Origin of the sequence: Pseudarthrobacter sp. fls2-241-R2A-168 (assembly GCF_030209335.1) — a bacterium.
Classification (GTDB): domain Bacteria; phylum Actinomycetota; class Actinomycetes; order Actinomycetales; family Micrococcaceae; genus Arthrobacter.
On record NZ_JARVSG010000030.1, the window covers coordinates 23,514 to 49,696 of the forward strand.

At 66.0% G+C, this 26,183-nt stretch carries 24 protein-coding genes; 5 read left to right on the top strand and 19 right to left on the bottom strand.

Going from position 1 to position 26,183, the window contains the following annotated elements; genetic code table 11:
• Positions 1 to 10: 10 nt before the first annotated feature.
• The 3 genes from QRN11_RS15705 to QRN11_RS15715 are packed head-to-tail and all read right to left on the bottom strand — an operon-like array spanning position 11 to position 4,072.
• Positions 11 to 1,402: a pyridoxal phosphate-dependent decarboxylase family protein gene (locus QRN11_RS15705; protein WP_285313518.1), complete on the bottom strand. Its 1,392-nt coding sequence runs from the start codon at positions 1,400 to 1,402 to the stop codon at positions 11 to 13.
• 45 nt (positions 1,403 to 1,447) lie between these two features.
• Complete coding sequence (locus QRN11_RS15710; RefSeq protein ID WP_285313520.1) at positions 1,448 to 2,251, bottom strand: sulfite exporter TauE/SafE family protein; 804 nt, start codon at positions 2,249 to 2,251, stop codon at positions 1,448 to 1,450.
• 9 nt (positions 2,252 to 2,260) lie between these two features.
• Positions 2,261 to 4,072, bottom strand: coding sequence for a proline--tRNA ligase (locus QRN11_RS15715; protein ID WP_285313521.1), 1,812 nt, complete (start codon positions 4,070 to 4,072; stop codon positions 2,261 to 2,263).
• Positions 4,073 to 4,505: 433 nt separating this feature from the next.
• Here QRN11_RS15715 and QRN11_RS15720 point away from each other — a divergent pair, with 433 nt between their 5' ends.
• The 3 genes from QRN11_RS15720 to QRN11_RS15730 all read left to right on the top strand — a co-directional run bounded on the left by QRN11_RS15720 (position 4,506) and on the right by QRN11_RS15730 (position 6,795).
• A complete protein-coding gene (locus QRN11_RS15720; protein WP_285313522.1) occupies positions 4,506 to 5,345 on the top strand; it encodes an ABC transporter ATP-binding protein in 840 nt (279 codons plus the stop codon).
• Between the two features lie 11 nt (positions 5,346 to 5,356).
• Positions 5,357 to 6,100 (top strand): ABC transporter permease, encoded by a 744-nt coding sequence (locus QRN11_RS15725; protein WP_142063027.1) that lies wholly within the window; start codon positions 5,357 to 5,359, stop codon positions 6,098 to 6,100.
• 137 nt (positions 6,101 to 6,237) lie between these two features.
• Entirely contained in the window at positions 6,238 to 6,795 is a 558-nt protein-coding gene (locus QRN11_RS15730) for a TetR/AcrR family transcriptional regulator (protein WP_285313523.1), read from the top strand.
• A 23-nt stretch (positions 6,796 to 6,818) separates the two neighbouring features.
• On the opposite strand, the gene QRN11_RS15735 is transcribed toward QRN11_RS15730, so the two are convergent.
• From QRN11_RS15735 to dxr, 8 genes are all read right to left on the bottom strand, one after another.
• A complete protein-coding gene (locus QRN11_RS15735) occupies positions 6,819 to 7,595 on the bottom strand; it encodes a hypothetical protein (RefSeq protein ID WP_142062990.1) in 777 nt (258 codons plus the stop codon).
• A gap of 37 nt (positions 7,596 to 7,632) precedes the next feature.
• A complete protein-coding gene (locus QRN11_RS15740; protein WP_142063024.1) occupies positions 7,633 to 8,523 on the bottom strand; it encodes a GNAT family N-acetyltransferase in 891 nt (296 codons plus the stop codon).
• Positions 8,486 to 9,652 carry a flavodoxin-dependent (E)-4-hydroxy-3-methylbut-2-enyl-diphosphate synthase gene (ispG, locus tag QRN11_RS15745; RefSeq protein ID WP_091418168.1) on the bottom strand — a complete coding sequence of 389 codons (1,167 nt, stop codon included), beginning with the start codon at positions 9,650 to 9,652 and terminating at the stop codon, positions 8,486 to 8,488. The genes QRN11_RS15740 and ispG overlap by 38 nt, the downstream gene beginning before the upstream one ends.
• 31 nt (positions 9,653 to 9,683) lie before the next feature.
• The gene (locus QRN11_RS15750) at positions 9,684 to 9,977 is read right to left on the bottom strand and encodes a YciI family protein (protein WP_091418170.1); all 294 of its coding nucleotides are present in this window, start codon (positions 9,975 to 9,977) and stop codon (positions 9,684 to 9,686) included.
• Between the two features lie 143 nt (positions 9,978 to 10,120).
• Entirely contained in the window at positions 10,121 to 10,633 is a 513-nt protein-coding gene (locus QRN11_RS15755) for a hypothetical protein (protein ID WP_142062987.1), read from the bottom strand.
• Positions 10,630 to 11,400, bottom strand: a complete 771-nt coding sequence (locus QRN11_RS15760) for a MarR family transcriptional regulator (RefSeq protein ID WP_285313525.1) — start codon at positions 11,398 to 11,400, stop codon at positions 10,630 to 10,632. Before QRN11_RS15760 ends, QRN11_RS15755 begins: the two co-directional genes overlap by 4 nt.
• Before the next feature lie 119 nt (positions 11,401 to 11,519).
• A complete protein-coding gene (locus QRN11_RS15765; protein WP_142062983.1) occupies positions 11,520 to 12,851 on the bottom strand; it encodes a M50 family metallopeptidase in 1,332 nt (443 codons plus the stop codon).
• An 18-nt stretch (positions 12,852 to 12,869) separates the two neighbouring features.
• Complete coding sequence (gene dxr / locus QRN11_RS15770) at positions 12,870 to 14,054, bottom strand: 1-deoxy-D-xylulose-5-phosphate reductoisomerase (protein WP_142062980.1); 1,185 nt, start codon at positions 14,052 to 14,054, stop codon at positions 12,870 to 12,872.
• Between the two features lie 117 nt (positions 14,055 to 14,171).
• On the opposite strand from dxr, the gene QRN11_RS15775 reads away from it, so the two are divergent.
• Positions 14,172 to 15,635, top strand: a complete 1,464-nt coding sequence (locus QRN11_RS15775; protein ID WP_285313526.1) for a lipase maturation factor family protein — start codon at positions 14,172 to 14,174, stop codon at positions 15,633 to 15,635.
• On the opposite strand, the gene QRN11_RS15780 is transcribed toward QRN11_RS15775, so the two are convergent.
• Genes QRN11_RS15780 through QRN11_RS15810 form a run of 7 tightly spaced genes read right to left on the bottom strand, consistent with a single transcriptional unit; the run spans position 15,632 to position 23,683 of the window.
• Positions 15,632 to 16,471 (bottom strand): HpcH/HpaI aldolase/citrate lyase family protein, encoded by an 840-nt coding sequence (locus QRN11_RS15780; protein ID WP_285313527.1) that lies wholly within the window; start codon positions 16,469 to 16,471, stop codon positions 15,632 to 15,634. The genes QRN11_RS15775 and QRN11_RS15780 overlap by 4 nt on opposite strands.
• On the bottom strand, positions 16,468 to 17,025 hold the full coding sequence (locus tag QRN11_RS15785) for a MaoC family dehydratase (protein ID WP_142062971.1): 558 nt from the start codon (positions 17,023 to 17,025) through the stop codon (positions 16,468 to 16,470). Before QRN11_RS15785 ends, QRN11_RS15780 begins: the two co-directional genes overlap by 4 nt.
• Positions 17,022 to 17,786 (bottom strand): CoA transferase subunit B, encoded by a 765-nt coding sequence (locus QRN11_RS15790; protein WP_142062968.1) that lies wholly within the window; start codon positions 17,784 to 17,786, stop codon positions 17,022 to 17,024. The genes QRN11_RS15785 and QRN11_RS15790 overlap by 4 nt, the downstream gene beginning before the upstream one ends.
• Positions 17,787 to 17,788: 2 nt before the next feature.
• Entirely contained in the window at positions 17,789 to 18,610 is an 822-nt protein-coding gene (locus QRN11_RS15795; protein ID WP_142062965.1) for a CoA transferase subunit A, read from the bottom strand.
• 50 nt (positions 18,611 to 18,660) lie between these two features.
• Positions 18,661 to 19,824, bottom strand: a complete 1,164-nt coding sequence (locus QRN11_RS15800; protein WP_285313529.1) for an acyl-CoA dehydrogenase family protein — start codon at positions 19,822 to 19,824, stop codon at positions 18,661 to 18,663.
• Positions 19,825 to 19,826: 2 nt separating this feature from the next.
• On the bottom strand, positions 19,827 to 22,070 hold the full coding sequence (locus tag QRN11_RS15805; protein WP_285313530.1) for an ATP-binding protein: 2,244 nt from the start codon (positions 22,068 to 22,070) through the stop codon (positions 19,827 to 19,829).
• A gap of 5 nt (positions 22,071 to 22,075) precedes the next feature.
• The gene (locus QRN11_RS15810) at positions 22,076 to 23,683 is read right to left on the bottom strand and encodes a carboxyl transferase domain-containing protein (RefSeq protein WP_285313532.1); all 1,608 of its coding nucleotides are present in this window, start codon (positions 23,681 to 23,683) and stop codon (positions 22,076 to 22,078) included.
• Between the two features lie 145 nt (positions 23,684 to 23,828).
• Here QRN11_RS15810 and QRN11_RS15815 point away from each other — a divergent pair, with 145 nt between their 5' ends.
• Entirely contained in the window at positions 23,829 to 24,566 is a 738-nt protein-coding gene (locus QRN11_RS15815; protein ID WP_285313535.1) for an SACE_7040 family transcriptional regulator, read from the top strand.
• Positions 24,567 to 24,698: 132 nt separating this feature from the next.
• Here the strand turns inward: QRN11_RS15815 and QRN11_RS15820 are convergent, their stop codons facing one another.
• Positions 24,699 to 26,177 (bottom strand): 2-oxo acid dehydrogenase subunit E2, encoded by a 1,479-nt coding sequence (locus tag QRN11_RS15820; protein WP_285313536.1) that lies wholly within the window; start codon positions 26,175 to 26,177, stop codon positions 24,699 to 24,701.
• Positions 26,178 to 26,183: the final 6 nt, after the last annotated feature.

Sequence of the window (26,183 nt, forward strand, 5' to 3'; positions counted from 1 at the left end):
GTGCCAGTGGTCAGGCACTGCGGACTGCGGCAACGGCGGATCCGACCGCAGCAACGGCAGTGGCCACCTCTTCTTCCGCCGTCTGCCAGTTGCTCACGGAAACACGCAGGATGTCCCGGTCCCGCCAGCGGGAGCCGGACATCCACACTTTTCCGTCCTCGATAATGCGCGCCGTCACCGCGCGGGTGGTGGCATCATCGCCGAACGCCACGCTCACCTGGGTGTACTCGACGTCGTTCAGCACCTCCACGCCGTCCAGGGCTCCCAGCCCCGCCGCGATCTCCGACGCGGCAGCCGCCAGCCCCTGCACCTGGGCTGCCACGCCGTCGCGGCCAAGGCTCTTCAGTGCCGCCCAGACCGGCACGCCACGGGCGCGGCGGGACAACTCCGGGACTTTATCGAACGGGTCTCCGGGCCCTTCAGCGTCATGGATCAGGTAGCTCGTGTGCAGGCCCATCGCGGACCGGAGGGCTGACGCGTCCCGGACGACGGCAATGCCGCAGTCGTACGGCACGTTCAGGGTCTTGTGCGCATCGGTCCCCCACGAATCGGCGTCCTCGTACCCGCGGGTCAGATGGCGAAGCTCCGGCGCTGCCGCCGCCCATAGGCCGAAAGCGCCGTCGACGTGGACCCAGGCCCCGTGCTGCCGGGCAATGCGGATGGCTTCGGGGAAGGGGTCAAAAGCGCCGGAATGGAGGTTCCCTGCCTGCAGGCACACGAGAGCCGGCCCCGTCCCTTCAGACAGCGCAGCTTCCAATGCTGCTGGGATCAATCGTCCCTGGGGGTCTGCGTCCACCACCACCGGCCTGCCGAGCCCCAGGTACCGGAGGCCGAGGTCCACGGTGTCGTGCCGCTCCCTGCCAACGAAACACCGGATCCGGGGTGCACCGCTGAGCCCGTCACGGTCCAGGTCCCAGCCGGCATCGGCGAGGAGCCGCCACCGCCCCGCTGCCATCCCGGTGAAGTTGGCCATCGTCGCGCCGGTGACAAATCCGACGTCGGACCCTGCCGGAAGCCCCAGCAGCTCCAGCAGCCAGGTGCCGGCACTTTCCTCAATGGCTGCCATCGCGGGGGTAGCGTAGCGGAGGCCGGCGTTCTGGTCCCAGGCGCTGACCAGCCAGTCTGCAGCAAGCGCAGAGGGCAGGGTTCCGCCGATGACCCAGCCGAAGAAGCGGCCTGAGGGCATGGCCATGAGCCCGGGTTCGGCTGTCCGGGCAAGGAGGTCCACGACGTCGGCTGCGGGCATGCCCGAGGTTGGCAACGGTCCGCCGAACGCCCCGGTCAGGTCGTGGGCCGGTAGGAGGGGGCCGACGTGACGGTCTGGAAGGCTTCGAAGCCATGCCGCGGCATGGCCCGCCGCTGCGGATAAAGCACTGGAGTACTCATCGTCACCATTGGGCATATCTGCATGCTACGCCCGGCTCCCGACAGCCACGAGAGCCTTGTCCTACCCTTGTCCGGCGAAGTTTTCCTGCCAGACGTCATAGCCGAGCTTAACGATCAGCGCAGCCACCACCACCAGGAAGACCACGCGGACAAATTTGCTGCCCTGCGCCACCGCTGTCCGTGCCCCGAGATATCCGCCGGCCATATTGGCAGCGCCCAGCAGCAGGCCCAGCGCCCACAGGATGGACCCGTGCGGCAGGAAGAACAGCAAGGCCCCCGCGTTGGTTGCCATGTTCACGATCTTGGCCTTGGCACTGGCTTCCAGGAACGCGTACCCCATCGCCGAGACCAGGGCGATGACCAGGAAGGATCCGGTACCCGGACCGATCAGGCCGTCGTAGAAGCCGATCACGGCACCGATCAGGCAAGCCACCACGTAGTGTTTATGGCCGTCGTGCCGCAGCGCCGTGATGTGGCCGGCATCCGGTTTCAACGCCGTGAAGAGTGCCACCGCCACGAGCGCGGCAACAATGATGGGTTTGAACACGCTGGACGGCAGGTTGGCGGCCAGCACTGCGCCGCCGAAGCTTCCCGCCAGGGCAATAACGGCCATCGGCAAGGCCGTCCGGAGGTCCGGCCCCACCCGCCGATAGTACGTAACGGCGCTGGTGGCAGTACCAAAGATGGACCCCATCTTGTTTGTTGCCAGCGCCTGGACGGGCGTAATGCCCGGCACCAGCAGCAGGGCCGGGAGCTGGATCAGCCCGCCCCCGCCCACCACGGCATCCACCCAGCCGGCAGCGAAACCGGCCACCACGATCAGGACCAGCGTTGTCAGCTCGATGGATTCAAGCCCGGGGAGCACGCCCGGGGATCAGGAGGCGCGGACGGCGTTGACCACGTAGTCAACGGCCTTGTCCACGGCTATGTTCTCGGCTTCGCCGCTGCGGCGGTCCTTGATCTCCACCACGCCGTCCACCAGGCCGCGGCCGACGGCGAGGATCGTGGGGACGCCCACAAGTTCGGCGTCGCCGAACTTGACGCCCGGCGAGACCTTGGGCCGGTCGTCAAGCAGGACATCGAGGCCTGCGGCTTCCAGGTCCGCTGCCAGCTGCTCTGCGGTGGCGAAGATGTCCTCGCCCTTGCCCACGGCCACCACGTGGACGTCAGCGGGTGCCACGGCCCGTGGCCAGACCAGGCCTTTGGCGTCATGGTTGGATTCGGCCAAGGCCGCCACGGCGCGGGTGACGCCCACACCGTAGGAACCCATGGTCACGGTGACCTGCTTGCCGTTCTGGTCCAGGACCTTCAGTTCCAGGGCTTCGGCGTACTTCCGGCCCAGCTGGAAGATATGGCCCATTTCGATGCCGCGGGCCGTTTCAAGCGGCCCGGAGCCGTCCGGGGCGGGATCGCCTTCGCGGACGTCGGTGCATTCGATGACGCCGTCCCAGGTGAAGTCCCGGCCCGCAACGAGCCCGAATACGTGCTTACCGGCTTCATTGGCGCCGGTAATCCAGGCGGTGCCGCTGACGACGCGGGGATCCACCAGGTACACCAGCTTCGTGGCGCTTTCAGTGCCCAGCAGAGGTTCCTCGAGCGTCAGGCCGGGCCCAAGGTAGCCCTTGACGATCAGCGGCTGCTTCTTGAGGTCATCGTCGTTCGCGGCCTCCAGTCCGATCTCGCCGGCGATGGGCAGGAAGGATCCGATGTTCGCTTCGACGCGCTTCAGGTCCACCCCGCGGTCGCCGGGCAGGCCGATCACCACAAGCTGGCGTTCCCCGGTGGGCAGGGTCACGGCTAGGACAACATTCTTCAGCGTGTCCGCACCGGTCCAGGCGCCGCCGTCAGCCTCCGAGCGGGGGGCTATCTGATTGGCGGCGGCCACCAGCGTTTCGATGGTGGGAGTGTCAGGGGTGTCCAGCACCTCGGCAGCCGGGGCGCCGGTGTAGTCGATGTCCGCCGGGACCACGGTGGTCACGGCCTCAACGTTGGCAGCGTAGCCGCCGGCGGACCGGACGAAGGTGTCCTCGCCGATATCCGTGGGGTGCAGGAACTCTTCGCTCTTGGACCCGCCCATGGCACCGGCAGTGGCCGTGACCGGGATGACTTCCAGGCCGAGGCGCTCGAAGATCCGCAGGTAGGCGCCGCGGTGGGCGGCGTAGCTGGCGTCCAGGCCGGCGTCGTCCACATCGAAGGAGTAGGAGTCCTTCATGATGAATTCGCGGCCGCGCAGCAGGCCTGCCCGGGGGCGCGCCTCATCGCGGTACTTGTTCTGGATCTGGTACAGGCTCAGCGGGAGGTCCTTGTACGAGGAGTAGAGGTCCTTGACCAGCAGCGTGAACATTTCCTCATGCGTGGGGGCCAGCAGGTAGTCCGCGCCCTTGCGGTCCTGGAGGCGGAACAGTCCTTCACCGTATTCGGTCCAGCGGTTGGTGGCCTCATAGGGTTCACGCGGCAGGAGCGCAGGGAAGTGGACTTCCTGGGCGCCGATGTTCGCCATTTCCTCCCGGATGATGGCCTCGACTTTGCGCAGGACGCTGAGCCCCAGCGGGAGCCAGGTGTAGATCCCGGGAGCGGCACGGCGGATGTAGCCCGCACGGACCAGGAGCCGGTGGCTGGCCACCTCGGCGTCGACGGGATCTTCACGCAGCGTGCGCAGGAAAAGCTGGGACAGTCTTGTAACCACGGGTGGATATCCGTTTCTGGGGAAGTGCTGGATCAGCAGGGGCCGGACAAATTCGTCTGGGTACTAATCTACCGGCACTGGACACCTGGCCCCGACTCCCCCGGCAGACCCTGTGCCCTGGCCGAAGACCTGGCCACGGCGGAGACAGTAGAGCCACGCCCGGAAATACAAAGCCCCTGGCCCCCCTCGAGGCTGGTCATTGCATCCGGGCGTGGCTCAACGCCGTTATCGCCTAAGTACTGGTGAGGACTGGTGAGACCGCCCACGCCACTCCAGCGCAGCTAGTTCGAACCTAAGTGATGGCGCCCACATTTATCAAGTGCTTTTCCATTCAAGGCTGTTGATTACCCGCAAAGCCGGGCTTAGATTTAATTCATCAGGTGATGAATTATTGGCCTTCCGGCCCGGCACCTGCCCTTCAGCGGAGGCGGACATGTCACGTTCGGCAGTACACAATTTGGCGGATGCGGATGCGGACGACGGCGAGGCGGTGGCGGCCGGCGGCCTGACGGTTGTGCGCCGAAGTGTTCCCGTCCTTCGGGAACTGGACTTCGCCATTCCGGCCGGACAAATCACCGGCCTGCTGGGTCCCTCCGGAAGCGGAAAAACCACGCTGATGCGCGCCATCGTCGGGGCGCAGCGCATCACGTCCGGGTCGGTGCGGGTCCTGGGGCTGCCGCCCGGCAGCAGTGCCCTGCGGCACCAGGTGGGGTACGTGACCCAGTCCCCCAGCGTCTACCCTGACCTCACCGTGGAAGGCAACGTACGCTACTTCGGTGCCATGCACCGCCAAGGGGCGGCCGAGGCAGCGGAGGCGATTGCCGCCGTCGGACTTGAACGCCAGGCGCGGCAGAAGACCGCGGACCTGTCCGGCGGCCAGCTCAGCCGGGTATCCCTCGCCTGCGCACTGGTGGCCCGTCCGCGCCTCCTGGTGCTGGACGAGCCGACCGTTGGACTGGACCCAGTGCTCCGCGCGGACCTCTGGGGCCGGTTCCGCGCCATGGCCGCCCAAGGGACCACCTTGCTTGTATCAAGCCATGTCATGGAGGAAGCCAGCCACTGCGAGTCCCTGCTCCTCCTGCGGGAAGGCCGGCTCCTTGCCCAGCTGACGCCGGCGGAACTGAGCCGGCGCGGGCACAGCGCTGACCTTGAAAAGGCGTTCCTGCACATCATCCAGGAAGCGGGGGAAGATGCCGGTCCCGCTGCCGAGGACGGGGCAGCACAAGACCGGACAGCACTGGACCGGGCAGCACAGGACGGGAGCGTACGGTAATGGACATCCTGATGATGCTCGCAACTACCCGCCGGGTGCTGGAGCAGCTGCGGCATGACCGCCGCAGCATCGCCTTGATCCTGGTGGTCCCGGCATTGCTGCTCACGGCCGTCTACTTCCTCTTCGAGAATGAGGCCCTGCCGCCCGGGGCGCCGCGCACTTTCGACCGCGTGGGGCTGATGATGCTCGCCATTTTCCCGTTTGTGGTGATGTTCCTGGTCACCTCCATCACCATGCTGCGTGAGCGGACCTCGGGAACGCTGGAGCGGCTGCTCACCACTCCTGTCCATAAGGCGGACCTGCTCTTTGGCTACGGCCTGGCGTTTTCCATCATGGCCGCCCTGCAGTCATTGGTGGCTACTGCGGTGGCGTACTGGGTATTCGATCTCGATATCGAGGGCCCGCCCGGCTTCGTGGTCCTCATCGCCGTGATCAACGCCGTCCTGGGCGTGGCCCTTGGCCTGCTGTGTTCGGCGTTTGCCCGGACCGAGTTCCAGGCCGTCCAGTTCATGCCGGTGGTGGTGGTACCGCAAATCCTCCTGTGCGGACTGTTCGTGGCGCGGGACCGCATGAACGATGCCCTCGAGTCGATCTCGAATGTTCTTCCCCTCACGTTCTCCGTGGACGCCCTGCAGGAGATTGCCGCCAATCCCGAGGCCACCGAACAGATGTGGCAGGACGCGGCCATCATGGGAGCCATCGTGCTGGGAGTGCTGGTGCTGGCCTCCCTGACGCTGCGGAGGCGGACTGCATGACCCTGCCTGAGGGGAACGCCGAACCTGAGGGGAACGCCTTGTCCGGGGGGAACGCCCGGCCGGACGGTCATTCCGTGCGGCAAGGCACTCCCGGTGATCCCCCGCCGGCAAGGCGGGGGCGGCGCGGCGGATCAACGGTGTCCAGGGAACGAATCCTGGACAGTGCCCGTCGGCTGTTCGCAGAACACGGTTTCGAAGGCACCAGCCTGCGGCAGGTGGCCCGTGCGGCGGGTGTGGATCCTGCTATGGTGCACCATTTCTTCACCGGCAAGGATGAGCTGTTCGCCCTGAGTGTGGAACTCCCGGCCGATCCGGAAGAGGTACTGGCCGGAGTTTCGTCCGCCCGCCCCGAACAGCGCGCCGAGTTGATCGTCCGCGCCGTCCTTCGCCTCTGGGAAAGTCCGGCGCAGCCAAGCCTTGTGGCCTTCGTGCGGGGCACACTAGGCTCGAAGGCCCGGACGGCGCTCCTCCGGGAGCTGGTGACGCGGACTGTCCTTGGCCGGATCATGGCGGGGGTGCCGGGACCGCCCCAGGAAGTTGCCTTGCGCGGAGATCTGGTGGCCACACAGATGGTGGGACTCATGATGGTCCGCTACGTGGTGCGGCTGGAACCCCTCGCCTCGGCCGCACCGGAGGACCTCGTCAGGCTCGTCGCCCCCAACGTGCAGCGGTACCTGACGGGCGAACTCACTTAACGGGCCAACTTACTTCGGCAGGCTTATTCGACAAGTGCGGCAGCGGTATCCAGCAGAGCGCCGGCACGCCACGCAGCATCGGCCTCGCTTTCACCGCCTGACGCGACGGCGCTGAGCAGCACCCCGCGCTCAACGGCCAGGGCGGTGATCATGGACTGCACGCGGCCATCGGGAAGCTGGGTGTCAGTCCTGTAGGCGACGGTATTGGACATTCCTCCCACGCCATCCATGGGCGTGATGGAAACCGCGACGTCCACCCCTGACGCTTTCATGGTCATGTTGGCGCACTGTCCCAGCTGAACCGGTTGATTGGCGACCCCTGCGAGAGCGGCCTCATCCAGGCCTGAGGTAAGAGACACCGCGGTGGCCGCGCCGGTGGCCGGATCCGTGCTTTGACCCAGCGCCATTGCAGCATTGCCCATCTGGGGCACAGTGCTGGACACGGCCAACTCCTTGCATTCGGCCGGGGAGACTTCGATGGCGGCGATCAAAGCCCTGGTCTGGTCCAGGATGTCGGTAAGGTCGCTGCCCGCCAGGACTGAAAGTTTCCGGCCTTCGGAGTCCTCGAGCTGCTGGAGGATTCCGGCGAGCTCCGTGGACGTGTAGGCCTTGGCGGCGGGAGTAGGCGTGGCTGCGGGCGTTGTGGCAGGTGGCGTGCTGCCGGTTTTCAGGCTTTCCGATGCGGGCGGTGCACTGGACGGCGGTGCGCTGGCCTGGGGTTCGGCAGGGCCGGCGCAGGCTGAGATTGCCGTGCCGAGAATGATGGCAGCCCCGAACGCGCGCAGCACGGATGTCTTCATGTGTTCCCCCAATGACTTATCTGCAAGCAACCGCCCGCTAGAAAAGAACAGTAGCGAATGTGCCCACCTGGCGGAAGCCGACCCGCTCGTAGGTGGCTCGTGCCCGCAGGTTGAAGCCATTGACGTAGAGGCTGGTAATGGGTGCGACTCTCCGCGCGTGCTCAACGACGGCGGCCATGTACCCGGCGCTCAAGCCCTGGCCGCGGTACAGCGGGTTCATCCAGACGCCTTGGATCTGGGTGACCTCGGCCGTGACGGCGCCCAGTTCGGCCTTGAACACCACCTCGCGGGCGTGGTTCAGGTGGACCAGGGAATGCCCTTGGCGGATGAGCCCTTCCACCCGCCGGCTATAGAACTCCCGGCCGCCCAGGAAGGGCGAATATCCCACTTCTTCCTCGAACATTGCGGCGCAGGCAGGCAGGATGCGGTCAAAGTCCGCAAGGTTTCCCGGTTCAAGGCCGGGATTTGGCTTGATCGCCGGCGGCCCCTCGATGGTCATGAGGGGCTGTTCCGCGCGGACTTCGTGGGCCCGGTGGCCGCGTGCGAGGAGTTCCGCGTGCAGCGCCAGGACCGCCTCGGCCGGGCCAAAGGCCGAGGCATAGCGGCGGCCGGATGTGTTGGCCACTTCCGCGACCACCCCTGCCAACTCCGGGTCCAGCTGGACCGGAACCAGGTTTGCCCCTGCCCAGCACGCACCCACCAGGATGCCGTCGTCGAAAACACCGATCACGCCGGCGCCGCCGCTGGTGGGTGCGGCAGTGCCGGCGGCACGCAAATGCGCGAGGATAAAGACGTTGGTGACCGGATCCTGCTGCGCCAGCATCCGGAGCGCAGCAGTATCCGTGCCGTCCAGGGTGCGGACGGAAAGTCCCGGGGGGTCGGGGACGTCCTTACGAGACGCTAACCACGGGGCTACCCTTGACAGCATCTTCGCCATCGGCCTCCCCCATCTCTTCCGCGATACGCATGGCCTCTTCGATCAGTGTCTCAACAATTTGACTCTCGGGCACAGTCTTGATGACTTCACCCTTCACAAAGATCTGGCCCTTGCCGTTGCCGGAAGCAACGCCAAGATCTGCCTCGCGGGCTTCACCGGGACCGTTTACCACGCAGCCCATCACGGCCACGCGCAGCGGGATCTCCATGCCTTCCAGGCCTGCAGTCACCTGCTCGGCAAGCGTGTACACGTCCACCTGCGCGCGGCCGCAGGACGGACAGGAGACAATCTCCAGTTTCCGGGGGCGCAGGTTGAGGGACTGGAGAATCTGGTTCCCCACCTTGATTTCCTCCACTGGCGGGGCGGAGAGCGAAACCCGGATGGTGTCGCCGATGCCGCGGGACAGGAGCGCCCCGAAGGCCGTGGCCGATTTGATGGTTCCCTGGAACGCTGGCCCGGCCTCGGTCACGCCGAGGTGAAGCGGCCAGTCGCCCTTCTCCGCCAGCATCTCGTACGCCGCCACCATAATCACGGGGTCGTTGTGCTTTACGGAGATCTTGAAGTCGTGGAAGCCGTGCTCCTCGAACAGGGATGCTTCCCACACAGCGGACTCCACCAGCGCTTCAGGCGTGGCCTTGCCGTATTTCTTCAGGATGCCGGGCTCCAGCGAGCCTGCGTTCACCCCGATACGGATGGAGGTGCCGTGATCGCGGGCGGCCGCCGCGATCTCCTTGACCTGGTCATCAAACTTACGGATATTCCCGGGGTTCACACGCACCGCGGCGCAGCCCGCTTCGATGGCAGCGAAGACATATTTCGGCTGGAAGTGGATGTCCGCGATCACCGGGATCTGGGACTTCTTGGCGATGATGGGCAGCGCTTCGGCGTCATCGGCTGAGGGGCAGGCGACGCGCACGATGTCGCAACCGGAGGCGGTGAGTTCCGCGATCTGCTGCAGGGTGGCGTTGATGTCGGTGGTGGGCGTGGTGGTCATGGACTGCACGCTGATGGGGAAATCAGAACCCACCCCCACAGAACCGACCTTGATCTGGCGGGTCTTCCGGCGGGGGGCAAGGACGGGCGGCGGTGCCGCAGGCATTCCCAGGCTGACCGAGGTCACGTGGACTCCTAAAAGTTTGAAAAGTGGGCGGCTAGGCGGTGAGACCGGCCAGCATGCCGGTGATGGGAGACCATTCGGTGATGCGCGTTCCGGCGATAACTCCGGCGGCCGCAAAGGGGTCCTGCTTGAGGATCGAGTTCAGGGCGGCCTCGTCGGCGGCCTTGAAGATCAGCAGCGCTCCCGCCCCGTCACCGTAAGGCCCGCTTGCCAGGATGGCACCGTCCTGCGCCAGGCCGGCGGTCCATTCGCGGTGCGCCGGACGGGCTTCACTGCGGGCTTCGGTGGAATCGGCGGCGTAAACGTACTCAACGGCAAAAACTGTCATACGGCTACCCTATCGCCCTGCCTGCCGTTGCACGTATCCGGACAGCCGGATGGTTGCCGTCCCACCTCCGCACCAGCCTGGATCACAAGACAAGTGTTCCCAGGACATGTCTCACCAGTACACGTGTCCCGGGCGACGGGATCCTAGGACAGGAACAGGACTTTGACGGCTGCTGCTGTTCCGGCCGCCCAGAGCATGGAGGTTAGGGTTCCAATGATGAAGCGCTCTGCCGCGACCGGCGTTTCCTTGAGCTCCGCAAACCTGCCCAGGCCCTTGATGGCCACAATGTAGGCGATGGCCACCGGCTGCCCGGTCAGGATTGCCAGGCAAACCCCGAGCCTTTCCAGGATTCCGATGATCGCGCCGCCACGCAGGATGCGCTGGGTTGGCGCCGGCGGCCCGGAAGCAGAGCCGGCCGACGGCGGGACGTCCGGTGGCGCCGTCAGCTCACCGTCCACACTTTGGTTTTCGGCGTGGCTGGGATCAACAGTGACGTCTGCAGCAGGATCCTCCGCTGCCCTCCGGGCTTCCTCTGCCGCTTTGGCGGCATCCGCCTTATCATCGATGGTCCGGGCGAGCCTGAACACCAGGGCCGTCACAGGCCAGCCGGCGAAGCCTGCCACCAGCAGGGCGGCGGTTATCCAGACGGCGGTCACGTGTCTCCTTCGTTCCGGGGCGGGGTCGTTCCGGGCGGTGCAGTTACAGGCGGTGCAGTTTCAGGCAGTGCAGTTTCAGGCAGTGCAGTTTCAGGCGGAGCAGCCGTGGCATCGGCAATCCGGCTCCGCGCGTATTCCAGGAGCATGGCTGCTGCCGGCCTGGCTGCCCATTCTTCCTGCCAGCCGGAGCGGAGGACGGCACGGCTCACCGATTGCTCCGTTATCCCCAGCTCCTTGGCAACCTGTTTCTGGCTGCCGTGCTTGCCATCGCCGGCCTGCACGGCGCGGAGGCGGTCCACGACGCGCCACTGGGCCTCCGTACGTTCCTGCACAAGGCGTCCGATCAACCGGAGTACTGCCTGGGCGTTGGCACCTGCCATGGCACCCTCCTTGGTGTGGTCCGGGATTTCCTTGCCACGGCCCATCATCCCCGCCACCACTGACAGCGGCACCTGGCCTGCAGCAGTCTTCGCCAGTTCCACGGCTTTTCGCGCGGCCACAAATCCGCTTCCGGACCCTTCGCGGGGGCTGCCTCCCGGAGCGACCTGCACCATACCGATGCCAATCCCCACGTACCAGTACCCGGACCGGAGGGCATGCAGGGCCACGTCCACCACCTCATCGGGCCGGTCCACCACGCCCTGGAGTTCGTCGCCCACGGAACGCTCAAACCGTGCGGGGGTGAGCCTCCGCAGCTCGGCTATCAGCTCCGGTACGCGGTCGACGTCCGAAGTGCTCCCCCGCTGGTCAATGGTCAGAACGTACATGTCCTAACCGTATGCAGCTGATCCGCAATAATCAATCACAAATAGCTGATTATTTGATATCAGCCAATATTGGCTGATATGGAGAAGTCAGTCGTGGGGCGTTTACCTTGCCACGAAGATCAGCCGAAGAGGTTTACCGGCTTCACGATGTCCGCATAAATGAGGAGTGCGCTCATGCCCATCAGCAACGCTGCCACCACATAAGTCACCGGGAGGAGTTTGGCGATATCAAAGGCTCCGGGGTCAGGCTTGCCGAACAGTTTCGCCACCTGGCGCCGGGCACCTTCGTACAGCGCTCCCGCCACGTGGCCGCCGTCGAGAGGCAACAGCGGAACCAGGTTGAAGACCGCCAGCGCAAAGTTGAGTCCGGCCAGCAGTCCGGTCAGCGTGGCAACGCGCGACTGGACGGGGATTTCCTCCATCGCGGCCACTTCGCCGGCCACCCTGCCCACGCCCACCACGCTGATGGGGCCGTTGGGGTCGCGCGGTTCCTCACTGAAGGCAGCTTTGGCCACGCCCACCACCCGCGCCGGGAGGTTGAAGATCACGCCTGCCACCTGCTTGATGTTCTCCCCCGCCATGGGCAGGACGGACGACGCCGGCTGCGGCACCAGTTCCGTCTGCGCACCAATGCCCAGGAAGCCGACGTCCTGGTACAGGAGGTTGCCGGCGTCGTCCGTTGCCTGCCGGCCGTCCACTCCGATGATGGGCCGGGCGGACAGCACGGGGGTCACGGTGGTGGACACCGGCGAGCCGTCCCGTTCAACGGTGATGGCCACTTCGCGGCCTGCCGAGGCACGAATCCATTCGGTCAGCTGGTCCCAACTGGTGACGGTCTTGCCGTCGAAGGAGGTGACGGTATCGTTCGGTTTCAGGCCGGCAGCGGCGGCCGGGGTGAGCTGGCAGTCGGCCGAATCCGGGTCCACTGTTTCACCGGCTGCCACCTGGCACTTGGAGACATCGGAGATGGTGGTGGTGGCCGTGGCGAAGCCGAATCCCATCAGCAGTACGGCTGTCAGGATGACGCCGAGGACGATGTTCATGGCAGGACCGCCCAGCATCACAATGATCTTTTTCCACACCGGGAGCCGGTAGAAAACCCGGTTCCCGTCGCCCGGGCCAACTTCCTCGTGCGCCATGGAGCGGGCTTCCGTGGCCAGGGTCTGGAACATTCCGGTGCTGGAAGGACGGACCGTCCCGTCCTCTTTGTTGGGCGGGTACATGCCGATCATGGACACGTAGCCACCCAGCGGGATGGCCTTCACGCCGTACTCGGTTTCGCCTTTCCGCCGTGACCAAAGCGTGGGGCCAAAGCCGATCATGTACTTGGTGACCCGGACCTTGAACAACTTGGCGGGCAGGAGGTGGCCCACTTCGTGGAGCGCGATGGAGGCCGCGATGCCGATGGCTACAAAAACGACACCGAGGACAAAGAGGAGAACGGGGGTCATGGAGGTGCTTACTGCTTCCTAGAGACTGCTGACTGCTAAACGTTCATTGGCGCGCGCACGTGCCCAGCTCTCAGCATCCAGTACGGATTCCACTGTCAGCCCGGAGGATCCTGGGTGTTCGCTGAGAACGGCTGCGATGGTGTCCACGATGTCCGTGAACCGGATGCGGCCCGCATGGAACGCCGTGACGGCTTCCTCGTTTGCGGCGTTGAAGACCGCCGGGAACGTGCTGCCCTGTTTCGCGGCGTCCTTGGCAAGGTCCACCGCAGGGAAGGCCGCAACATCCAAGGGTTCGAAGGTCCAGGTGGCTGCCTGGGTCCAGTCGCAGGCCGAGGCCGCTTGGGGAACCCTGTCCGGCCAGCCCAGGCCCAGGGCTATGGGAAGGCACATGTCCGGCGGCGAGGCCTGGGCAATGATGGATCCATCGACGAACTGCACCATGGAATGCACCACGGACTGGGCATGGACCACCACGTCGATGCGGTCCAGCGGAACGTCGAACAGCAGGTGGGCCTCGATGACTTCCAGCCCTTTGTTGACGAGGGTGGCGGAGTTGGTGGTGACCATGACCCCCATGTCCCACGTGGGGTGGGCCAGCGCCTCCTGCGGCGTGACGTCGTGGAGTTCGTCCCGGTTCCGGCCGCGGAACGGGCCGCCGGACGCTGTCAGGATCAGTTTGTCCACTTCAGCTGCCGAGCCGGAACGCAGGCATTGGGCTATGGCCGAATGCTCGGAGTCCACCGGGACGATCTGGCCTTCGCGGGCCGCTGCCTTGACCAGTTCCCCGCCGACGATCAGGGATTCCTTGTTGGCCAGGGCGAGTGTGGCACCGGATTTCAGCGCCGCGAGCGTGGGCGCGAGTCCGATTGATCCCGTGATGCCGTTGAGCACAACGTCAGCTTCCACCTCCGCGATCCTGGTGGACGCGTCCGGCCCGGCAATGATCTCCGGCCGGTAACCACGCTTCCCCGCTGCGGCGGCCGCCTCATCGATCAAGGCAGCCAACCGGCGGGGATCACCGGTCGCAATCCCAACAGCCGCGGCACCGGTGTGCACAGCCTGGCGGGCCAGGAGCTCGAGGTTGCCTCCCCCGGCGCTGAGCGCCACCACCTCGAAAAGGTGCGGGGCGCCGTCGACGACGTCAATCGCCTGGGTGCCGATGGAGCCGGTGGATCCGAGGAGGGCGATCTTGCGTGGCTGCATCCGTTAAGTATCGCGCACCAAACGTGGCCCGCCGCCCCTTGGCCCATGCTCTTTGACCCCGCCGTCCGTGGCCCAATGCTCCTTGACCACAGGAGGGCCCGGCGTAACGTGGATTGCGTGGACTGGCTCACCTGGTTTGACGCCCCGGAATACGAGTTCGCCCGGCAAGTGCTGCAGCGCGGGGTGGCAGCACTGTATTTTGTTGCGTTCCTGTCCTCCCTGAACCAGTTCCCGGCCTTGCTGGGTGAGCGGGGGCTTCTGCCGGTACCGGAGTACCTGGCAGGTTTCAGCCGCCTGCGCCGGCCCACCCTTTTCCGCTGGCGTTACTCGGACCGGCTGCTGCGCTGGGTATGCGCGGCAGGTCTTGCAATATCCGCCCTGCTGGTGGCCGGCATCCCCCAGGTGGGGCCGCCGTGGGTCCCGTTGATTGCTTTCCTGGCGCTGTGGCTGCTCTACATGTCCATCGTGAATGTGGGCCAGACGTTCTACGGCTTCGGCTGGGAGATGCTCCTGCTGGAGGCGGGATTCACGGTGGCGTTCCTGGGTTCAGACCAGACTGACCCGCCGCGCACCATCCTGATCCTGATCGTGTGGCTCGTGTTCCGGCTCGAATTCGGCGCGGGCATGATTAAGATCCGCGGCGGCAGGGAATGGCGGGACCTCACCGCGCTCTACTACCACCACGAGACACAACCGATGCCCGGCCCCCTGAGCCGGCAGGCGCACCTGCTGCCCAAGCCCCTCCACAAGGTGGAAGTCCTGGGCAACCATTTCGCCCAGCTGGTGGTGCCCTTCTTCCTGTTCGCGCCCCAGCCCGTAGCCGGCGTGGCAGCAGCGGTCGTCATCCTCACCCAACTATGGCTGGTGGCCAGCGGAAACTTCGCCTGGCTGAACTGGATCGCCATAGTGCTGGCCTTCGCCGCGGTCAGCGATCCTGTGGCCCACGCGGTGTTCCCGGTGATCCCACTGGACTGGCACGGCGGTGCGGACCGGGAGACCCCGCTCTGGTGGCTGGCCATCACGCTGACCGCCACCTTGCTGCTGCTGGTCCTCAGCTACTGGCCGCTGCGCAACCTGTTCTCGAAGCGCCAGTTGATGAACGCCAGTTTCAACCGGTGGCAGCTGGTCAACACCTACGGTGCGTTCGGATCAGTGACGAAGCAGCGCATCGAGATCGTCGTGGAGGGCACGCTGGACAACGCTCCGGACGACTCCTCGGACTGGCGCGAGTACGGCTTCAAGGGCAAACCCGGGGACCTTAGGCGGGTGCCCCGGCAGTGGGCGCCCTACCACCTGCGGCTGGACTGGCTGATGTGGTTCCTTCCGTTGCGGACAGTCCACGAGGAGTGGTTTTACGCCTTCCTGGGCAAGCTGCTGGAGGCGGACAGGCAGACGCTGCGGCTGCTCCGGGATGACCCGTTCGACGGCGAGGCCCCGCACCTGGTGCGCGTGCGCAGCTACCACTACCGGTTCTCCACGCGGAAGGAGTTCCGCGAAACGGGGAACCGTTGGGTCCGGACGCTGGTCCACGAACCGATCCCGCCCGTATCGCTGCGGGGGTCCAGCGGGCGGAGGCGCTAGACGCGCTCGCCTTTACGCCGAAGAATGGATTCGGCGTGCTTGAGGATAGGCCCGTCGACCATCTGGCCCTTGTATTGGAAGACGCCTTGTCCCGCAGCTTCCGCGGCCTGCAGCAATTCTGTTGCAGCGGAGACTTCGGCTTCGGATGGTGCGTACGCTTCCCGGACCCCGGCGGCCTGGCTGGGGTGGATGCAGGCCTTAGAGCTGAATCCGGAGGCGACGGCGTCGGCGGCTTCCACGGCCAGTCCGGCAAGGTCCGGAATGTTGGTGTAGACGGCGTCCACGGCCTCCTTGCCAAACGCCCTGGCGGCGATGAGGACTGTGGAACGTGCGTGCAGCGCAACAGCCCGGTAGCCGCCGTCGTCCGTCCTGCTGGAGGTCCCGCCCAAAGACGCCAGCAGGTCCTCGGCGCCCCACATCAGCGCCACCACGTTCGGGGCGGCTGCAATTGCGGGAGCGTTCAGGACACCGGCCGCCGTTTCGCACAGGGCGATGACCTGGTACCCGGCCAGGGCTTCCAGCTGCGCGGCGCTCTCAGCCTTGGCGAGCATCACCGTGCGGTACGGCGTGTGGGCCAGGCAGTGCAGGTCCTTCTCGAACTCCTCGGTGCCTGCAGGGTTGACCCGGATAATGGTCCGGCTGGGATCCAGCTCGGGCGCGTCACCGGCGGCTCCGAGCTGGGCCAGGATGGCACCACGTGCACGTTGCTTGTCCGCCGGAGCCACGGCATCCTCGAGGTCGAGGATCACAGCGTCCGCGCGGGTGGCGGCTTTCTGGTAGCGCTCCGGCCGGTCAGCGGGGCAAAAAAGCAGGGCGGGGCCCATCACAAAGGTCATACCGGTATTGTGCCCCCTTCGCCGCCAAGCTGCTGCCGGTGCGCGTCCCGGGTCCACATCAGGCAGCTGCGCGTGGCCAGGGCCACCACGGTGCCGTCCTGGTTGCGGCCGGTGTGTTCCATGGTGACGATGCCCTGGCCCGGCCGCGATGCGGAGAGCCGCTTCCCGCTGATGACTGTCTCGGTATAGAGGGTGTCGCCGTGGTACAGCGGATGCGGGAAGGAGACGTCGGCAAGGCCAAGCTGGGCGATGATGGTCCCCTGGGTCAGCTGCGACACAGACTGGCCCACCACCGTGGCCAGCGTGAACATGGAGTTGACCAACCGTTGGCCGAACGGCTGCCCGGCGCTCCAGGCCGCGTCCAGGTGCAGGGCCTGGGTGTTCATGGTGAGGGTGGTGAACAGGACGTTGTCCGCTTCCGTAACGGTGCGGCCTGGCCGGTGGGCGTACAGCACCCCTTCTTCCAGCTCATCGAAGTACAGGCCGCGCTGCTCGATGACGCGCTGCTCCCCCGCGCTGGAACCGGAGCCCACTGGGTCTCTACCGTCCGTCATACGGTCAGTTCCCGGTCTTCTTCGAAAAGCTCTGCGCCGGTGGCTGCGGCCACTTCCTCCACCGAAACGTTGGGCGCCAGTTCCCTCAGCACCAGCCGGGAGCCTGAATCATCCGTTACAACATCGATGACTGCCAGGTCTGTAATGATCCGGTCCACACAGCCCTTGCCGGTCACTGGCAGCGAGCACTGCTTGACGATTTTGGGGTTCCCGTTCCGGTCAACGTGTTCCATCATCACAATGACCTTCTTGGCGCCGAACACCAGGTCCATGGCCCCACCCATTCCCTTGACCATCTTTCCCGGAATCATCCAGTTTGCGAGGTCGCCGTTCTGGGCCACCTCCATGGCGCCCAGGACGGCCACATCCACGTGGCCGCCGCGGATCATGCCAAAGGAGGTGGCGGAATCGAAGAACGCAGCCCCCTTGTTGACCGTGACAGTTTCCTTGCCCGCGTTGATCAGGTCCGGGTCAACAGCATCCTCCGCGGGATAGGGGCCGACGCCGAGGATTCCGTTTTCGGAGTGCAGCACCACTTCAACGCCGTCAGGGATGTAGTTGGGGATCAGCGTGGGCATGCCAATGCCCAGATTGACGTACTGGCCGTTGCTCAGTTCGCGGGCCACCCGGGCGGCCAGTTCATTCCTGGTCCAGCCATTGGCGCCGCTCCCGTCTGCTGCCATCTCATGCTGCTGGGCGGCCCGGCGGTACTCGGGGCGGACGCCTTCGGGCCGCGGTGCATAGGGGCTGTTCGGGTCCATGGCTACGCTCCTGCCTGCGGGTTGCTGCTGTTCCGGGTGGACACGTGGGCGTGGCTGCCGTTCCCGGCCGGCGGAGCCAGGGCAACTGTCCGTTTCTCGATGCGCTTCTCGGCATTCGCGGCCAGGACTACCCGCTGGACGAAGATTCCGGGGGTGTGGATGTGTTCGGGATCCAGCTCGCCCGGCTCCACGAGTTCCTCCACCTCGGCAATGGTGATACGGCCGGCCATCGCACAGAGCGGGTTGAAGTTCATGGCCGTGGCATGGAACACCAGGTTTCCGTGCCGGTCGCCCTTCCATGCATGGACCAGCCCGAAGTCCGGCGCCAGCGCCTCTTCCAGCACGTAGTCAACCCCGGCGAAGGAGCGCACCTCCTTTGGTGCGGACGCGATCGCTACCCGGCCTTCGGCGTCGTACTTTTGCGGCAGGCCGCCCTCGGACACCTGGGTGCCCACCCCGGCTTTGGTGTAGAAAGCCGGTATGCCGGCGCCGCCGGCGCGGAGTTTTTCGGCCAGCGTTCCCTGCGGCGTCAGAACCACCTCGAGTTCGCCGGCGAGGTATTGCCGGGCGAACTCCTTGTTCTCGCCCACATAGGAGCTGATGGTGCGGCGGATCCGGCCGTCGCGCAGCAGGATGCCCAGGCCCCAGTCGTCCACGCCGCAGTTGTTGCTCACCGTTTCCAGTTCCGAGGTTCCGGCCTTGTGCAGCGCGTCAATGAGGGTGACCGGGATTCCGCACAAACCGAAACCGCCCACGGCCAGGGAAGCGCCGTCCGGGATGTCCGCCACGGCTTCCTCCGCGGAGGCAACAACCTTGTTAATCATCGGTGATCCTTTCAGGCCGGCTACAGTCCCTGTCCATACAAACCCGGTGGCTACAAACCAAGTTCGCGGGCGATCAGCATCAGCTGGACCTCCGTGGTGCCCTCCCCCACTTCAAGGATCTTGGAGTCGCGGTAGTGGCGCGCCACGGTGAACTCGTTGATGAAGCCATAGCCGCCGAACACCTGGGTGGCATCCCGCGCATTGTCCATGGCCGCCTCGCCTGCGACCATCTTAGCGATGGCCGCCTGGGTCTTGAACGGCTTCCCCGCAAGCATGCGGGAGGCCGCATCGTAGTAGGCCAGGCGGGCGGTGTGGGCCCTTGCCTCCATGCGTGCGATCTTGAACGAGATGGCCTGGTACTTGCCGATCTGGTGTCCAAAGGCGCTGCGTTCCTTGGCGTATTTGACCGAGAGGTCCACGCAGCCCTGGGCCGCACCCGTGGCCAGGGCTGCGATGGCGATGCGGCCCTCGTCCAGGATGGACAGGAAGTTGGCGTATCCGCGGCCTTCCTCACCCAGCAGGTTTTCTTCCGGTACCCGGACGTCCTTCAGGGTCAGCGGGTGGGTGTCCGAGGCGTTCCAGCCCACCTTGTTGTAGGGCTTCTCGGCTTTGAAGCCGGGTGTGTCAGTGGGAACCAGGATGGTCGAGATTTCCTTCTGGAGGGAGCCGTCCGCGCGTTCCTTCTGCCCGGTGACCGCGGTGACGGTGACCAGGCGGGTGATGTCCGTGCCGGAGTTGGTGATGAACTCCTTGTTGCCGTTGATCACCCACTCGCCGCCCTCCCGCCGGGCGTGGGTCTTGGTGCCGCCGGCATCCGATCCTGCTTCCGGCTCGGTCAGGCCAAAGCCGGCGAGCGCCTGGCCGGACGCGAGCATGGGCAGCCACTCCTGCTTCTGCTCCTCAGTGCCGAAACGGTAGACGGGCATGGCTCCCAGGGACACCCCGGCTTCGAGGGTGATCGCCACCGACTGGTCCACGCGGCCCAGCTGCTCCAGCGCGAGGGCCAGGGCGAAGTAGTCCCCGCCCATCCCGCCGAATTCCTCGGGGAAGGGCAGCCCGAACAGGCCCATTTCCGCCATCTGCTTGACCACCTCGTAGGGGAAGCTGTGCTCCTCGTCGTGCTTGGCCGATACCGGGGCCACTACTTCGTCGGCGAATTCCCGGACGGTGTTGCTGAGGTCCTGGTATTCCTCGCTGAGTTCAAAACCTGCCATGGCTAGGCTCCTTTGCCTGTTGCGTCTGTGTCTGGGGCTGCATCTCTGTTTGCTGTTGTGTCCGTGGGGTTGGTGCTCTCAGCAGCGGGGTGCGGATGAATGGTGGCCAGCACCTGGTCCGCCTTCACGAGGTCTCCGGGACGGGTGGTGAGGTGCACTGTTCCGTCCAGCGGAGCCAGCAGCTGGTGCTCCATCTTCATGGCCTCCACCGAAACGAGTACCTGCCCGGTGGTGACGGCGTCACCGTCACTGACCGGAACGGACACCACCGTTCCCGGCATGGGCGAACGCACGGCTGGATCGGCGGCGCCCTCCTCCCGCTGGATGGCCGCAAGCACCCGTTCAAGCCGGGACTCCCGGGTCAGGACTTGCAGCCGGCAGGACCAGCCCCCGTTGCCGAGGAAAATTTCGGCAGGCAGAGGGTTGTCAGGCCCGGGCGGATGCGGTCCGGGCTGCACCCTGGCCAGCGAGTACGTTGCGGACTCACCGTCAAGGGTGATCTCAGCGCGGCCGGCACCGGGGAAACTCAGTGTGGCTTCACGCCGGGCGCCACCACCCACGGCAACGGTGGCAGTCCCCTGCAGGGGGGATTCAAGCACCTGCACTGTTGCCACACCGCCGTCGGGCGTTCCCAGGCTGATCCGGCGGGGCGCGGGCGCTCCGAGCCGCCAGCCGGTGCGGGCGTGCCACGGGCCGGCCGGCAGCTCCCCGCCCTCTGGTCCCTCCGCCGCAATTGCGAAGAGCGCCGCCGCCACCAGTTCCGCGTCACCCACGCGGCGGAAGGCCATATCCGGCAGTTTGCGCTCGATCAGGCCGGTGTCCAGTCGGCCGGCGCGGACATCGGGATCATTGATCAGCAGCCGCAGGTATTCGACGTTCGTGTCCAGGCCGAGGGCCGTGTAGCCCGCGAGCGCAGTGTCCAGCGTTTCCAGGGCTGTGGTGCGGTCTTCGCCCCAGGCGATGACCTTGGACATCATGGGGTCATAGCTGGAGGAAAGCTGCAGCCCCTCCACCAGGGAGGAATCCACCCTGACCCGGCCTTTGCCGGCAGCCGCCTCCACGCCGGGGGTGCTTCCCGGCCACTGTCCGGGAGCGGGCAGTTCGTCCAGCAGCAGAACTGTCCCGGTGGACGGCAGGAAGTTCTTCTCGGGGACTTCGGCGTAAACGCGCGCTTCCACGGCGTGTCCGTTAAGTTCGACGTCGGCCTGCCGGACGGTGAGTTCCTCGCCGGCGGCGATCCGCACCTGCCACTCCACCAGGTCCACCCCGGTGACCATCTCGGTAACCGGGTGCTCCACCTGCAGGCGGGTGTTCATCTCCATGAAGTAGAACTCATCCGGCGCTTCGTCCGAGACCAGGAACTCGACGGTTCCGGCGCCACTGTAATTGACGCTGCGCGCAGCGTTGCAGGCGGCCTCGCCAATACGGGCACGGATGGCGCCGCCATCGGGCAGGGCTTCCAGCAACGGCGACGGTGCCTCCTCGATGACTTTCTGGTGCCGCCGCTGCAGCGAGCATTCACGCTCGCACAGGTGAATGACGTTGCCATGGTTGTCAGCGAGCACCTGCACTTCGATGTGCCGCGGCGTGGATACCAGGCGCTCGAGGAAAAGGGTGTCATCGCCGAAAGCGCTGGCCGCCACGCGCCGGGCGGTGGCCAGGGTGGCCGGGAGGTCCTCGGGGCGTTCAACCACATGCATGCCCTTGCCGCCTCCGCCCGCGGAGGGCTTGATCAGGAGCGGAAATCCGACAGCGCCGGCGGCCTGGATCAACTGCTCATCGGCCATGCCGGGCTTCGCTATCCCCGGAACCACGGGGACACCGTAGCCGGCAACGTGGTTTTTGGAGCGGATCTTGTCCCCCATCATGTTCAGCGCCCCGATGCCGGGGCCGATGAACGTGATGCCGGCCTGGTCCAGGGCGCGGGCGAAGTCGGCGTTTTCGCTCAGGAAGCCGTATCCCGGGTGCACCGCTTCGGCCCCGGTCGTACGGCAGGCTTCAAGGATGGCGTCGATCTTCAGGTAGCTCTCTGCTGCCGCGGCGGGGCCGATCCGAACGGCGGTGTCAGCTTCGCGGACGTGCCGGGCGCCGGCGTCGGCATCGCTGTATACGGCGACCGAACGGATGCCGAGGGCGCGCAGGGTACGGATGACCCGGCAGGCGATCTCGCCGCGGTTGGCCACCAGGACTGTGCCGAAGAGAGGTTTCCGGGCTATGGGCGTGGTGGTAAGGGAAGGCGTGGTCATGGGGCTCACATCCTGAAGAGGCCGAAGGAGGTTTCCGGCAGCGGGGTTCGGGACACCACGTCCAGCGCCAGGCCCAGGATCATGCGCGTGTCGGCGGGATCAATCACGCCGTCATCCCATAACCGGGCGGTGGAGTAGTACGGGCTGCCCTGGTCCTCGTATTGCCGGCGGATGGGCGCCTTGAAGGCTTCCTCGTCCTCGGCGGACCACTCCTGGCCGGCTGCCTCGTACTGCTCACGCTTGACAGTGGCCAGGACGCTGGAAGCCTGGTTGCCGCCCATCACGGAAATGCGCGCCGCGGGCCACATCCAGAGGAACCGCGGCGAGTACGCGCGGCCGCACATGGAGTAGTTGCCTGCGCCGAACGAGCCGCCGATGACCACTGTCAGCTTAGGCACCCGGGCGGTGGCGACGGCCGTCACCATTTTGGCGCCGTTTTTGGCGATGCCGCCTTGCTCGGCGTCCCTGCCCACCATGAAACCGGAGATATTCTGCAGGAACAGCAGTGGGATCCCGCGCTGGTCGCACAGTTCGATGAAGTGCGCGCCCTTGAGCGAGGACTCGCTGAACAGCACACCGTTGTTGGCCACGATGCCCACCGGGTGCCCGTGCAGGCGGGCGAAACCCGTCACCAGGGTGGTGCCATACTCCTTCTTGAACTCGTGGAATTTGCTGCCGTCCACCAGCCGGGCAATGACCTCATGGACGTCGTACGCGGCGTTGACGTCCGCGGGCACGGCACCATAAAGCCCTTCAGGTTCTGTGACGGGTTCGACGGCGGCACTCACGTCCCACGCCGGTGGCGCGGGAGGAGGCAGGGTGGCCACGATGTCGCGGATGATCTGCAGGGCGTGTTCATCGTTCTCTGCAAGGTGGTCCGTCACGCCGGAGATCCTGGAGTGGACGTCCCCGCCGCCCAGCTCCTCGGGGCTGACGATTTCACCGATCGCCGCCTTCACCAGCGGCGGTCCGCCCAGGAAGATGGTGCCCTGGTTACGGACGATCACGGTTTCATCGCTCATCGCGGGAACGTAGGCGCCGCCGGCCGTGCACGAGCCCATCACGGAGGCGATCTGCGGAATCTTGGCCGCCGAGAGCCGGGCCTGGTTGTAGAAGATCCGGCCGAAGTGGTCCCGGTCCGGGAAAACCTCATCCTGTTTGGGCAGGAAGGCGCCGCCGGAGTCCACCAGGTAGATGCACGGCAGCCGGTTTTCCAGCGCGATCTCCTGGGCCCGGAGGTGCTTCTTGACGGTCATCGGGTAATAGGTTCCGCCCTTGACCGTGGCGTCGTTGGAGATGACCAGCACGTGGCGGCCGTGGACCACGCCTATCCCGGCGATCACTCCTGCGCCGGGAGCCTCGTCGTTGTACATCCCGTTGGCTGCGAGCGGGGCAATTTCGAGGAACGGGCTGCCGTCATCCAGCAGCTGGTCGATGCGCTCACGCGGCAACAGCTTCCCCCGGGCCACATGGCGCTGCCGGGATTTCTCCGGTCCGCCCAGGGCGGCGTCGGCGAGTTTCTTCCGCAACTCTTCGGCAAGCTCACGCTGGGCGGCACGGTTGGCCGCAAACGCCTCTGCAGCCTCATCGAGCCGGGTGGCAAGGGTCTCCATTGACGGTCCGTTCCTGTTCCGATCCGAGGACTGCTTGGGCAACTCGGTTAGTGTTCAATAACTGAAATTCAGGTTAGTCTGGATTAACTGTGAAGTCCACCACATAGCCGCTCTTGCTAGAATCTGCGGGATCCGAGGAGGAAATGTGCGCAGTACCGACGCCACGCAGACCGGCGCTGCCCGGACCGGCCCGTCAACGCAGGGTTCATCAATACAGGGTTCATCAACACAGGGCCCGCCAACACCCGCCCCATCACCACCGGCGCCATCAACACCGGCGCCATCAACACAGCGCGGGCAGGCGAAGGAGAGCCGCAGGCAGGCGCTGCTCTCGGCTGCGGCGTCGCTGTTTGCGGTGAACGGGTTCAACCGTGTTTCCCTGGAGGACCTGGGGGCGGCCGCCGGGGTCAGCGGGCCTGCCGTGTACCGGCACTTCCCCGGCAAACAGGCGGTCCTCGCGGACCTTCTGGTCACCGTCAGCCAGGAACTGCTGGACGGCGGCCGCCAGGTCGCGGCCCGCAACGCGGACCCTGCCTCCGCCCTGCGGTGCCTGGTGGAATTCCAGGTGGACTTCGCCCTGGGCAAGCCGGACGTCATCCGCGTCCAGGACAGGGATTTCAGCAACCTTTCCGAACAGGACCAGGCAGCAGTACGGGCACTCCAACTGAGTTATGTCGAGGTTTGGGTGGACGTCCTCGCCAAGCTGCACCCCGACACCGATATCGCCGAACTCCGGATGCGGGCGCATGCCACGTTTGGACTGATCAACTCCACGCCGCACTCCGTGCGCAGCCACGGCCGCAAAATGGCCGCCCGTTCCGCCCGGCCCCTGCTGGAAAGCATGGCGCTGGCCGCGCTGCTGGTGGACGCCCCGCAGGACTAGGACACCCGCGCGTGGGATTCCCTCTTGGGGAATCCCAACCACCTTTACACGGGGACGGCCCTGGGCCGCTCAAAGCGTTGCTGGCGCGCAACGCTTACGCGGTCCAGGGCCGCGGCTTCGCCAGAAAGCTGCCTACACCATGGTGAGGACCATTCCCGGGTCGGCCAGGATGGCACCGACATCGGCCAGGAAGCGCGAGCCCTGCTCCCCGTCCACCAAGCGGTGGTCGAAGGACAGGCTCAGCGTGAGGACCTGGCGCAGGGCCACCTCGCCCTGGTACTCCCATGGCGTGTTCCGCACGGCCCCGAGGGCCAGGATGGCTGCCTCCCCCGGGTTCAGGATGGGTGTGCCGGCGTCAATCCCGAAGACGCCAATGTTGGTGATGGAAGTGGTTCCGCCCGACAGTTCGGCCGGTGCGGTTTTGCCGGCCCGCGCGGTTTCCGTCAGTTCGGTGAGCGCGTCCGCAAGCTGAAGGAGGGACAAAGACCCGGCGTCCTTGACGTTGGGAACGGTCAGTCCCCGCGGCGTGGCGGCTGCGATGCCCAGGTTCACGTAGTTATAAGTCACGATCTCCTGGTTCGCCTCGTCCCACCGCGCGTTCAGGGCGGGGTTCCGGCGCAGAGCGATGAGAACGGCCTTCGCTGCGATGGTGAGCGGCGTCAGTTTGTGGCCGGTGAACTCACGGCTGCCCTTGAGCCTGGCGAGCAACTCCATGGCGGGAGTGACGTCCACGGTCAGGAACTCCGTGACATGCGGCGCGGTGAAGGCGCTCTGCACCATGGCGGCTGCCGTGAACTTCCGTACCCCCTTGATGGCCGTGCGGGTTTCCCGCTCCCCTTGGGACACGGCCGCTTCCGGGGCAGCCCGCACCGGTTCGCGGGAGCCGGCGTTTGCCGATTGCTCCTCCACAAAATGCTGCACGTCCTCGCGGGTGATGAGCCCCTGTGGTCCCGTTCCGGCTACAACTTGCAGGTCCACACCAAGGTCGCGGGCCAACTTCCGCACCGGCGGTGTGGAACGCGGCCGGGTATCGGCATGCCCGGTTTCGACAGGCTCAACCACCGAAGACTTGGTTTCAGAAGGCTCAACCACCGAAGACTTGGTTTTTGCAGGCCCGGTTTCGACAGGCTCAACCACCGAAGACTTGGTTCCTGCAGGCTCGACCACCGGAGACTTGGTTCCTGCAGGCTCAACCGCCGGGGCCAGGTTGCGCGCCCGACGTACCGGCCGGCCGGAGCTTTCGACGACGGCTCCGTACCCCACCAGGTTCGGTTCCCTTTTGGCCGCCGCCGGCTCCTGCTCCGGATCCGGCTTCTGCCCTGCGGGGGACGTCGCGGGGGTGACGGGCGCTGAGGAGGAGGTCCCGGCGTCGTCCGCCACTTCAAACGACACGATGGGCTTTCCCACCTCCACGATGGTGCCGGGCTGCTCGTGCAGTTCCTTAATGACGCCGGCAAAAGGGGACGGAAGCTCCACCACAGCCTTGGCAGTTTCCACCTCGGCGATGACCTGGTTCAGGCTCACGGTATCCCCCACGCCGACTTTCCAGCTGAGGATTTCCGATTCGGTAAGTCCCTCGCCCAGGTCCGGGAGCCGGAATTCCTTGATCATGATGCC